Annotated in this window: 8 protein-coding genes; 6 read left to right on the top strand and 2 right to left on the bottom strand. The window is 72.6% G+C overall.

Annotation, left to right across the window (positions count from 1 at the left end; genetic code table 11):
- Window positions 1–109: 109 nt before the first annotated feature.
- On the bottom strand, window positions 110–1,972 hold the full coding sequence (locus WMF43_RS20785; protein ID WP_437682636.1) for a M14 family zinc carboxypeptidase: 1,863 nt from the start codon (window positions 1,970–1,972) through the stop codon (window positions 110–112).
- A 225-nt stretch (window positions 1,973–2,197) separates the two neighbouring features.
- On the opposite strand from WMF43_RS20785, the gene WMF43_RS20780 reads away from it, so the two are divergent.
- From WMF43_RS20780 to WMF43_RS20770, 3 genes are all read left to right on the top strand, one after another.
- Complete coding sequence (locus WMF43_RS20780) at window positions 2,198–3,205, top strand: extensin family protein (protein WP_437682634.1); 1,008 nt, start codon at window positions 2,198–2,200, stop codon at window positions 3,203–3,205.
- 508 nt (window positions 3,206–3,713) lie between these two features.
- Window positions 3,714–4,991, top strand: a complete 1,278-nt coding sequence (locus tag WMF43_RS20775) for an AAA family ATPase (protein WP_437682633.1) — start codon at window positions 3,714–3,716, stop codon at window positions 4,989–4,991.
- Entirely contained in the window at window positions 4,988–5,479 is a 492-nt protein-coding gene (locus WMF43_RS20770) for a hypothetical protein (protein ID WP_437682631.1), read from the top strand. Before WMF43_RS20775 ends, WMF43_RS20770 begins: the two co-directional genes overlap by 4 nt.
- A 156-nt stretch (window positions 5,480–5,635) precedes the next feature.
- On the opposite strand, the gene WMF43_RS20765 is transcribed toward WMF43_RS20770, so the two are convergent.
- Window positions 5,636–7,201 (bottom strand): vWA domain-containing protein, encoded by a 1,566-nt coding sequence (locus WMF43_RS20765; RefSeq protein ID WP_437682629.1) that lies wholly within the window; start codon window positions 7,199–7,201, stop codon window positions 5,636–5,638.
- A gap of 359 nt (window positions 7,202–7,560) precedes the next feature.
- Here WMF43_RS20765 and WMF43_RS20760 point away from each other — a divergent pair, with 359 nt between their 5' ends.
- From WMF43_RS20760 to WMF43_RS20750, 3 genes are all read left to right on the top strand, one after another.
- Window positions 7,561–8,625: an alpha/beta fold hydrolase gene (locus tag WMF43_RS20760; RefSeq protein ID WP_437682627.1), complete on the top strand. Its 1,065-nt coding sequence runs from the start codon at window positions 7,561–7,563 to the stop codon at window positions 8,623–8,625.
- 118 nt (window positions 8,626–8,743) lie between these two features.
- Window positions 8,744–9,820 (top strand): hypothetical protein, encoded by a 1,077-nt coding sequence (locus WMF43_RS20755; RefSeq protein ID WP_437682625.1) that lies wholly within the window; start codon window positions 8,744–8,746, stop codon window positions 9,818–9,820.
- Between the two features lie 2 nt (window positions 9,821–9,822).
- Window positions 9,823–10,821 carry a zinc ribbon domain-containing protein gene (locus tag WMF43_RS20750; protein ID WP_437682624.1) on the top strand — a complete coding sequence of 333 codons (999 nt, stop codon included), beginning with the start codon at window positions 9,823–9,825 and terminating at the stop codon, window positions 10,819–10,821.
- The last annotated feature ends 240 nt before the right edge of the window (window positions 10,822–11,061 follow it).

The raw sequence follows: 11,061 nt of genomic DNA, 5'->3' as shown, positions 1-11,061 counted from the left end.
CCCTTATCAAGAAACCGCGCGATCCGTGCGTCGGATTGTCGGGACGCCGCGTCGGGTGGCGCGGACAAGGCCGGCTCCCGCGAGGCGGCGGAGATGCCGCGCGCGCGGGCTACGGGGCGGCCGCGGGGAGCGGCGGCGCGGCGACGCGGAACACCGGGACGAGATTGACACGCTCGTCCCAGGACGGGTGGCGCTGGTAGAAGAAGTCGAGCCGGGCCTTCGGGTCGGCGGCGAACGCAGGATCGTGGAGGCGCGCCTCGAACTCCGCGCGCAGGGCCGGACTCTCGGCCAGCATCTTGCGCGCCTCCTCCTCGGCGACATAAGGCTCCATGTACTCCTTCCGCTCGAAGGCGGCGTTGAAGAAGCCCCAGGCCACGAGCGAGTCCGGCGCGAGCGGCTCCAGGAGGTGCATGACGAGCGGGGCCCGCGGCTGCGCGGTGGGGATGAAGAGCGAGCCCCGGGGCAGGTCGAGCCGCTCCGGCCGGAAGGCGCCCTGGATCTTCACGGGCGTCCGGCCCTCGAAGGGGCGGTCGAACGCCACCACGTCCGCCCGGAAGGCCTCGACGGCGAACCCGGGGCGCGCCGCGCCGAGGACATGGTACGTCACGCCGTGCAGGCGCAGCTTCTCGGCCACCCAGGCCGCGTGCGCCGCCGGGACGACGTACCCGGCGGCCGGCGCGGCGACGGTCAGGGCCGGCTCGAGCCGATCGAACAGCGGCACGCGCCAGATCTCGGGGCGGGACTCGTCGTACACGGTCCAGGTGCCGCCCGAGATCTCGGACGCGCGCCGCTCGTAGGCGTAGCCGTGGAAGTCGACGGTGCGCGGCGTCGGCGCCGCGCGGTACCTGAGCGCGAACGGCGCGCCGGCGAGGCGCGCGCTCGCGGCGTCGGCGCGGTCGGCCGCCGCGCGCCACGCCCCCGCGTCCAGGGCGGCGCGCTCGAAGAGCGCCGCGAGCAGGTCGTGGGCCGCGCGCACGCGCCGCGCGTGGGGGGCCCAGCTGTGCGTCTCGACGAGCACGCCGATGCGGTTGCGCGCGGCGCTGTAGCCCTGCGAGAAGCGCGGCGCGGCCGGCGTGGCGGAGATCCCGGACGAGGGGTCGTCGTCCTCGCGGAACGCCGGGTAGAACGGCAGCGGCAGGTGGCCGAGCGCCGAGAGCCGGGCCTGCAGCGCGCCGGAGAGGGCGCGCGCCGCGGTGTCGAGCCCGCCCGGGTGGGGCGCCGAGGGCTCGACCAGGACCGCGACGTCGTGCTGGAACTTCGCGCCGTCGGTGGTGTGCAGGTCGACGTGGACGACTGGATCCCAGGCGTCGAGCAGGGCCAGCATCGCCTGCATCTCGGGCGCCTCGGCCTTCATGTAGTCGCGGTTCAGGTTCAGGTTCTGCGAGGTGGCGCGGAAGCCCATCTCCTCGGGCCCCCGCTGGTTCGGCCGCTGGTTGGGCCGGAACCGCTCGTGGCCGTCGACGTTGAACACCGGCACGAAGACCGCCGTGACCGCGGCGAGCGCGCCGCGCGCGAGCGTTCCGTCGAGCAGCGCGCGCAGCGCCAGGAAGCCGCCGTCCTTGCCGTCGATCTCGCCGGCGTGGATGCCGCCCTGGAACAGGATCACCGGGCGCCGCTTCGCCCGCGCCGCGCCCGGGTCGAGCGCGCCGTCGTCCGAGGCGACGATCGCGAGCATCGGCCTGCCCTCGGGCGTGGTGCCGAAGCGGACGCAGCGGGCGCGGCCCGGGTAGGCCTGCTCGAAGCCGCGGCACAGCCGCTCGACCTCGGGGTATCGGCCCGTGCGCTGGAACGTGGTCCGCTCGGCCTCCGTGACGAGCGACGGCGGCGCCGCCGGTCGCGCGGCCCGCGACGCCCTGGAAGCCGGCGCCCCGGGGCCCGGGGCCTGGCAGGCGGCGAGCAGCGCCGCGGCGGCCGCGAGGCCGCGGGGGGCCATGCGGGCGAGGGGCGCGCGGCGGGCGCGGGCGCGAGACATCGCGGGAGTCGAGCAAATTTCGCGTGGTGCTGCAACGAGGTGGTGCTGTCGTGAGCCCCTGTCATCGAAGATCGCCTGATCTCCAGGGGGGCTGTGTTCGCACAGGATGGCGGGAAAGCACCCTGATCGGCGCCCCGGCGCCGCGCCCGCGCGGGCGCTCGTCCGCGCAAATGCGATCGCGGCCGATCCGCGCCGGGCGGGCGACGGGGTAAGCTCCTGCGGACGATGAGCGAGCTTGCTTCCCGTATTGCGCTTGCCCTCGGGGTGGTCCTCCTGGGCGGCGCTCTCGCGGCCTCCTTCGGCCTCGCCTTGCACCGCGGCGCGACCGCCGGGCCGGAGGAGGCGCCGGCGCTGGCGAGCGCGTCGGCGACGGCGCCGCCGGACGCGCTCGCCAGCGCCGGCGCGGCCCTCCCGGACGAGGGCGCCGGCCCCGCGGACGGGGGCGTCAGCCTCGCGGACGGCCGGCTCGCGGACGGCGGCCTCGTGGACGGCGGCGAGGACGCGGGCGCCGCGCCGTTCGAGAAGCTCGAGTGGTCCGCCACCTCGCGCGCCGCCACCTACGGCGCGTTGTCGAGGGACGCCTGCGACCTGGAGCTGAAGCGGCGCGGCATCCCCAACGCGCCGGCGCGCGGCGCCCCGCTCGTCGATCGGCCGGTCAGGCTCACCGGGCCGCTGCACGGGGTCACGTTCCGGGGGGACGGCGTGGCGAAGGCCGGGTCGACGTCGCCGTTCGACATCGCCGATTGCCGGCTCGTGCTCGCGCTCGACGACCTCGCCGCGATCCTCGAGGCGCGCGGGATCACCACGGTGGTGCACGTCAGCATGCACCGGCCGGCGCCGAAGAAGGCGGCGGTGACGCAGCGGAAGAAGAACCAGAGGAGCACCGGCAAGGGGAAGGCGGGAGGCCGCGCGCAGGGCAAGCCGGCGACGGCCGAGCGGCCGAGCCAGCACGCCCTCGGCCTCGCCATCGACGTGGCCGCCTTCGAGAAGGCCGACGGCGCGCGGCTCGAGGTGAAGGCCGACTGGCACGGCGCCCTCGGCGCGCCCCCGTGCGGGCCCGGGTCGGAGCCGACGGAGGCCACCCCGCAGGCGATCGAGCTGCGGGGGATCGTCTGCGCCGTCTACGCGAGCGGGTTATTCAACGTGATCCTCACGCCCAACGCGAACGAGCAACACGCGGACCACTTCCATTTCGATATCAAGCGCGACGGGCACTACTTCCTGCTGGAGTGAGCCGCGCACTGCGCGGCGCTCGGTGCGACGGAGCCGCTCGGACGCCACGTGGCCGGGCTCGTCGTCGGTCGCCGGCGCAGGCCGGTCCCCGGACGTCGGCGAGCGGGCCAGGGCAGGTCGGCCGCCAGCCGGTGAGCTTGTTCGGCGAGGGCCTGACCGCGCCGGCCAAGCACTCCGCCACGCCTCGCCCGGTCGTGGTGGAGCTCTCGGGCACGTTGACCGCGCCCGCGGCTTCTCTCGCCCAGGCTGCACAGGCGCAGCGGCCGCAGCGTTCCGGTTCCGTGGTAGGGTGCGGCACTCGCCGACTTACCCCAGCATCCAAGGACCGAACGATGGCGACGCGACAGATCGTGATGGATGTGCCCGAGAAGGCGCTCGTCGCGGTCCTGCACCTTTCCACCCCTGCCCGGCTCAGGGTCGTCGAGCACGCGGTTCACGCGTCTCCTGATACGTCCACAGCCGAGTCCGGCAGAGCGACGCGGCAGGGGCGCGACCCCGGGAGAAGCGCATGCACCGGTTCGTGAACTTCAAGGGTTTCGCGGATTCCCAAATCAACCTATTCAACCCGGTAACCCTGCTCATCGGGAAGAACGGCTCTGGCAAGACGAACGCGATCGAGGGCGTCGAGCTGCTCGCGGAGATCGCACATGGTCGACCGCTCTACGAGATCTCCGACATCGGCCGTAGTGGAGGGTTCGAGGTGCGTGGCGGGCTCGCGGGATGCGTTAGGACCGGAAGCGAGATGTTTCAGCTCGGCTTCAGCGGCGTGATCCATTTCGAGGGGTCAGATCAGCCATTTGCGTATTTGGTCGGCGTCCGCGCAATACCGGAGCCCCGGATCGCAACGGAGGAGCTCAGGCTCGGGGATCGGACGCTCTTCACGACGCTGGAGGGCAGTGAGGGCTTGAAGGCGGGCGTGCTGAAGGTGCGCTACGACAACTTCAGTCGCGGCGGGAACAAGCCGAGCGTCACGCTGCCCGCCGACAGGTCTATCCTCTCCCAGTATCCGACGTTTGCTTCGTCGGACAAGCTGAAGGGGGCGGTCAACGTGGCGATACGGGTACGCACCTACCTGCGCTCGTCCTTCGTCTTCGACCCCAGCTCGAAGGACATGCGTCAGTACGACCGTATTGGGAACCGCGTCCTCACAAGGCATTCAGCCAACATTTCTCCCGTGCTCTACGCGCTTCACCAAGGAAACGATGAGGACAAGGCGTCGTTGGCGCGGATCCTGGGGTGGATCAAGCAGTTGCCCGAGGAGCCCTACGAGAAGTTTGACTTTGTCACGACGGAGCTCAATGACGTTCTGTTCGGCTTGCGTGAACGTCCGGACGGTCCCCTGGTCGATGCTCGCCTCCTGTCGGACGGCACGCTGCGATGCCTGGGCGTATTGACCGCGCTCGAGACGGTCACGGCGCCCTCTCGGGTCGTGATCGAGGAGTTCGACAACGGCCTGCATCCGAGCCGAACCGGCGTCCTCGCGGGCGCGATCTGGGAGGCCAGCGCCCGCCGCAAGCTGAACGTGCTCTGCACGACCCACAACCCGGCCACGCTCGATGCCCTCACCCCGGAGCAGCTCGAGGGCGTGGTCGTCGCGTACTGGGACAAGGCGCAGCAGGCCTCTCGCCTCATCCCTCTGCTCGAGCTTCCTCGCGCCGACGTGCTCCTCGAGCGCGGTAATCTCGGCGATCTTGTGACCCGCCGGATCCTCGAGCAGCACCTCATGCCCGGCTTCGAGGAGAAGCAGCAGGAGGAGGCCCGCGCGTGGCTCAACTCACTGCCGTGAGCTCGCCGGTGCTCGTGATCGATACGAGCTACCTGCTCGAGCTCTACCAGGTGCCCTCTTACTCCAGTCCGGAAGCGCACAAGGAGGTCAAGGCGCGGTTCGCGAAGGCCATCGAAGCGAGGAGCTTGCTCGTCGTGCCCTTCCCTTCGATCTTCGAGGTCGCCAATCACATCGTCGACGGGCGTGACGAGGGGTCGCGCGTCGGGCTCGCCCAGCGCTTCGTCGCCGACATCGAACAGAGCTTCACCAAGGGAGTGCCTTTTCTCATCACGCCCGCGCTCGACGAGGCCAACCTGCGGATGCTTCTCCAGCGCTTCGCCGGGGAGTTCGCGGCGCAGCGCGTCGGCCTGACCGATACCTCGATTGTCGAGGAAGCCCAGCGTCTCAAGCAGAAGTACGGCAACCAGCGAAAGGTCCACATATGGACCAAGGACCACCGCCTCAAGGCCCGTGAGCCGGACGTCGAGCCCAGCCCATTCGTCACCTGAGCCAGGCCCGATCATGCGCTTGCCAGGCGGGCACGCCCGTCAGCCGCTCGATGCACGTCCATCGTTCGTCGTCGTATCGACCGCGATCCGGTACAGGGCGGCCCGCGGCGCCCTGGCGGCTCGGATACTCCCCGTCGCCAGAGGGGCGCGGAGCGCTCAGTACGAGGGATGCAGCGCGATGAGCTCCGCGATCTCGTCGAGCTCCGGATCGCCGCCCGGGTTCGCCGCGATCACCCGCTCGCGCGCGGCGCGCAGCGCCTCGCTCGTGCCGGCCTTGAGCGCCTCGGCGTAGGCCACGATGGCCTTGCCCTTGACGAGCTGCTCCTTGCTCCCCCCGGTGAGCTCCGCGAGCGTCACCTCGCGGGTCACCTCCTTCGGCTCGTAGGTGAACGGCGCCTGCCAGCGCGCGCGCACCGTCAGGGTATCCTCGTCCTTGATCACGCCCGCGTCGCACCCGCGCACGAGCTGGTTGAAGATCATCGCGTCGCCGGGGGCGAGGTGCTGCGGCTCGATCTCCTCGGCGTTGGTCGAGTACTCCTCCCCAAAGTACTTCTCCATCTTGAAGTACCAGGGCAACGTGAGCTCCACCTGGACGCCGCGGGCGGCCACTTCCATCACCTCGTCGAAGCGGTCGCGAAACATGTGGAACGCCTCGTCCACGTCGTCGAGGTAGACATAGGCGCCGCGCCCCTTGTCGGTCACGACGTCCATGAGCGCGTCATTGTAGCTCACCGCCGGCCCCGTCCCCACGCCGACGAGATAGATGGCTTCCTTGTCCGCGTCCTCGGCGTGCAGCGCGATGAGATCCGCGGAGGTGACCCCCACGTTGGCGCCGCCGTCGCTCACCAGGATCACCCGGTTGATCCGGCCCTCGGCGTAGTGCTCCTCGGCGAGCGCATACCCGACCTTGAGGCCGCTCTCGAGATCGGTCCCGCCGTCGGCCGAGAGCGACTCGGCCGCGGCGAGCAGCGTCGGGTCGTCCGGACCGTTCACCACATGACCGCTCAGGACCACCGAATTCGTGGTGTTCCACGTGACCATGTTCACGACGTCGCCCTCGGACAGGCTCGCGGCGACGGCGCGCACCGTGGCCTTCTCGCGCTCCATCGGCTCACCTGCCATGGATCCGGAGGTGTCGAGGACGAACGTGATCGCAATGGGGCGGCGCGGGCTCGGCGGGTCGACGGAGCGGACGCCGATCTGCAGCGTGTAGGTCCCCGCCTCGTCGCCGGCCTCGATCTGGGGCTCGACGCGGATCTCGCCCTCCTCGGGCGGCGCGTACGCGATGCGGTAGTAATTGAGGAACTCGTAGGTGCGCAGGCTCGACGGCCAGGGCGCCATGCCCGCGCGGAGCAGCTCGCGGGCATGGACCGGCGAACTCATCGAGTTGGAGTCGTCGGCCGAGAGATAAAGGACCACAGGCTGGCTCTCGTCGAGGCCCTCGCAGGTGAACGCCGGGGCCGCGCCGGCGTCCTCCTCTCCCGGCTCCGGCGGCGGATCGGGCTGGGCTTCGTCGGAGGGGGCGCCGGCGCCGCCGCCCGCGCCGTTGCCCCAGGAGCCCTCCGGCGGCGGCCGTTCCCCAGAGGAATCCTCGGGGGCGAACGACCCGCCGTCATCACCACTCCTGCTCAAGCTGCTGCAGGCGACGAGCCCCGCGCCGCCAAGGAGCGCCGCGGAGACGGCGCAAAGACCAAGAGCTACCGAAACGGAGACCTTTCGCACAGGCATCCTCCTCCGCGATGCGACCGCACCGCGTCGGGGCGACCCACAGAGCAACGTGGATGCCGCGCCCGGGACGCCGCCAGGACACCACGCCGACCCGGAGCGCGACCGGCCAGAACGCGCCGGATCAGGGGGGGAACCACACGGCCTCACCCGCCTTCGCGCAGCGACACGACCGCACAAATCCCATGACAGCGTTGTCCTGCCCGCGCCTCAGCGTGGCGCACGCCGGCGCCGCGCAACCCACATCGGACGCGAAGCACACTTCGCGGCCAGGGCGGATCACGAACGTCAGGGACACGTAATCGCCGTGCAATCTGGACAGATGCGGCGCTTCATGCGAATTCTATGAGAAGAACATGTCGATCACGTGTCGCAGTCATGTTCGCTCCTTTTCCGCAGGCGAGGTCCACTGGGAGGAATGGTCACCTCCCCGGAGCGGCGGGGAGCGCGGGCGCCCCGTGGTCCTGGTGCACGGCCTCTCCGACAGCTGTAGGACCTGGAACCGGCTCGCGCCGGCGCTCGCGGCGGGGCGCCGCGTCGTCGCGCTCGACCTGCCCGGCCACGGCCAGTCGGCGAGGCCGGACGCCCCGTACAAGGTCGGGTGGTATGCGGGCGTCGTCGCGGAGTGGATCCGCGCGCTGGGGCTCGACGATTTCGATCTGGTCGGGCACTCGTTCGGCGGCAGCATCGCGATGTGTGTGGCGATTGAGCGGCCGGGGCGGGTGCACCGCCTCGCGCTGGTCGCCGCGGGCGGCATCGGGAGCGAGGTGGCGCTGCCGCTGCGCTTCGCGGCGGTGACGGGGCTCCTGGAGCTGGCCGTGCCGGCGCTCATGGGCGTCGGCACCCACGCGGGGATGCTGGTGCTCGGCGGCAACTTCAACGCGGCGGAGCGCCGGCACCTCGCGCGGGTGAACGCGCGGCCCGGCACGGCGCGCGCCCTGTCGCGCACGCTCCGCCACGCGATCGACCTGCGCGGCCAGCGCGAACACCTCATGGACATCGCCCACCGGCTCCCGGAGATCCCGCCGCTCGCGGTGTACTGGGGCGACCGCGATCCCGTGATCCCGGTGCGCCACGCGGCGGACGTCGAGCGCTACCTGGAGGGCGTGACGGTGCGGCGCTTCGCGAACGCAGGGCACTACCCGCACCGGGAGGCCGTCGACGAGCTCGCCCCGGATCTGCTGCGCTTCCTCGACGAGCCGCGGCCCGCGCCGCGCCTGCGCGCCGGAGCCCGCGCCCCCCGCGCGGCGGTCGCGCCCCCGCCGCCGCCGCGCCCCGTCTGGCGACCCGCCCCGGCCGCCGCGGCGAGGTCGTGGTCGCTGCGCTCGCTCGTGCCGCTCTTCCGGCCGGCGTCGCCGCAGGACGACGGCGCTGCCCGCGCGGCCGACCTCGGGAGCCGGCCGCCGCCCGTCCCGTGTTGACGCCGCGCCGGTCGTTCGCTGTGACGCGGGGCCGGCCATTCGCTGTGACGCGGGGCCGGCCGTTCGCTGTGACGCGGGGCCGGCCGTCCCGTGTTGACGCCGCGCCGGCCGTTCCCTGTTGACGCCGCGCTGCCCGGTGCGGTTGTCTCGGACGCCGGTGCACCTCGAATGTGAGACCTGCGGCGCCTCGCTGCGCGTCGACGCGGACCAGCGGACCGCGGTGTGCCCGTACTGCGCCTCGCCCTCGATCGTGGAGCGGCCGCCCTCGCACGACCGGCCGGCGCCGCACTTCGTCCTCGGCTTCTCGATGACCCAGGAGAGCGCCCAGGGCGCGGTCAAGGCGTGGCTGGGGAAGCGGAGCTTCTTCGTGCAGTCCGGCGTCAAGGCGGGCACGGTCGACGCGATCCGCGGCGTCTACACGCCCGCGTACCTGTACTCGGCGATGGCGCAGACGCGTTATGCCGCGGAAATAGGCGAAAATTATCAGGAAACCGAGATCTACACCACGACCGACGACAAGGGGAACACCGTCACGAGGACGCGCGTCGTCACGCGGACCGAGCACCGGCACCTCGAGGGAGAACACGCCACCTACGTGATGGACGTGCTCGTGGTCGCGTCCCGCTCCGTGCAGAACGCCGAGCTCGAGGCGGTCGAGCCGTTCGATCTGCGCACGATGCGGCGCTACACGCCCGCCGTGATCAGCGGCTGGATCGCCGAGGAGCCGACGATGAGCCAGGAGCAGTGTTACGGCCTCGCGCGGCGGGAGGCGCTGGAGAAGATCGGCCGGGATCTGGCCGCCTTCATGCCCGGAGATAGCCACCGCGGGCTCGTCCACGAGACGCGCCTCGACCGGGAGACGCTCGAGCTCCTCTATGTGCCCCTCTGGGTGCTCGCGATCCGGCACGACCCGCGCAAGCCGCCGCTCCGGGTCCTCATCAACGGCCAGACGGGCGCGATCCACGGCAAGGCGCCGCTCTCCTGGGTCAAGATCGCCCTGGTCGTCCTGCTCGTGCTCCTGCTGCTCGCGGCGCCGTTCGTCCTGGCCGCGGCGCGCGACCGCGGGGCCGGGCGCGGGGCCGCGCGGCCGGCGGCCCCCGCGGCGGCGCGGACGAACGCCGCGCCCGCGCCGGCGCCCCCGGAGGGCGCCCGGCCCGGCGGGAGCAGGCCCGGGCCGACCGGAGGGGCGCGATGAGCATGAGCCCGCACACCTCGGTCGCGGCGGCGCGCTGCTGCGCCCGCTGCCAGGGCCCGCTGGAGGCGGGCGATCTGCGCTGCGCCGTCTGCGGGCTGGCCGCGCCGCTCGACCGGGGGCCGGCGCCGCCGCCGGTGCAGGTGCTGCGGTGCACGGAGTGCGGCGCCGCGGTCTCGTACTCGGCCGAGGCGCAGGCGCCGAAGTGCCGCTTCTGCGGCGCGGTCACGCGGCTGGAGCAGCCGGTCGACCCGATCGAGCAGGCGGACTGGCTGCTGCCGTTCGCGGTGAGCCCGGAGCAGGCCGACCAGGCGCTGCGGCAATGGATGGCGGGGCTCGGCTTCTTCCGGCCGTCGGACCTCGCGCGCGCGGCGACGGTGGAGGGCCTGCAGCCGATCTGGTGGGCGGGCTGGATCGTGAGCGCGGACGTGATCGTGAGCTGGACGGCGGACTCGAACGCGGGCGCCCGGCGCAGCCCCTGGGCCCCGCACGCGGGACAGACGCAGCTGCCGTTCCGCAACCTGCTCCTGTCCGCGTCGCGCGGGCTCTCGCTCGACGAGGCCCGGGAGCTCGCGCCCGCGTTCCAGCTGGACCGCGCGGTCCCGGCGGCGCACCGGGGGCAGCAGCAGCTCGGCCCGGCGGGCGCGGTGCTGGAGCAGTTCGACGCGCAGCGCTCGGCGGCCCGGAAGATCGTGAGCGAGCGGATCGCCGCGAGCGCGGAGGCGGCCCTGAAGCAGGGGGTGATCCCCGGGTCGACCTTCCGCAACGTACACGTGGCGGTGCTCCTCCGGGCGCTGGAGACGCGGCGCGTGGCGCTGCCGTCGTACGTGCTGGCGTACCGGTACAGCGGGCGGAGCTACCGCGCCGTGGTCCACGGCCAGGACGGGCGCCGCGTCACCGGGACCGCGCCGATCGCGTGGGGCAAGGTGGCGCTGGTGATCGCCGGCGCGCTCGCCGTCGTCGTGCTCGTGATCGCGGTCGTCGCGCTCGCCCGCGCGAGGTAGCGCCGGGCGCTCGGGGCGCGTCGAGCGCGCGGGGCGCGTCGATCCGGCACATCGCCGCGCGGCGACCCGCGCGCGGACGCCGCGCGACCCGGCCGGCTGCGCTCCGTCGATTCGCGCCGTCGCTGTGGCGGAATGCCTCGCGAGCGCGGTTGTGCTGCGCAGAGAAGCCCTATTTCGCGCGGCCTCGCGCGCGGATGAGCGCGCACGCCGGCGCTGGTCCGGATCTCGCAACTGCCGTCC

The sequence above is a fragment of the Sorangium sp. So ce131 genome, assembly GCF_051519095.1.
Taxonomy (GTDB): Bacteria; Myxococcota_A; Polyangia; order Polyangiales; family Polyangiaceae; genus Sorangium.
This window is presented reverse-complemented; position numbering and strand designations above follow the sequence as displayed.

Coding starts and splice junctions, on each gene's coding strand:
- WMF43_RS20785 (WP_437682636.1), bottom strand. CDS start 1,972: ATGTCTCGCGCCCGCGCCCGCCGCGCGCCCCTCGCCCGCATGGCCCCC.
- WMF43_RS20780 (WP_437682634.1), top strand. CDS start 2,198: ATGAGCGAGCTTGCTTCCCGTATTGCGCTTGCCCTCGGGGTGGTCCTC.
- WMF43_RS20775 (WP_437682633.1), top strand. CDS start 3,714: ATGCACCGGTTCGTGAACTTCAAGGGTTTCGCGGATTCCCAAATCAAC.
- WMF43_RS20760 (WP_437682627.1), top strand. CDS start 7,561: ATGTCGATCACGTGTCGCAGTCATGTTCGCTCCTTTTCCGCAGGCGAG.
- WMF43_RS20750 (WP_437682624.1), top strand. CDS start 9,823: ATGAGCCCGCACACCTCGGTCGCGGCGGCGCGCTGCTGCGCCCGCTGC.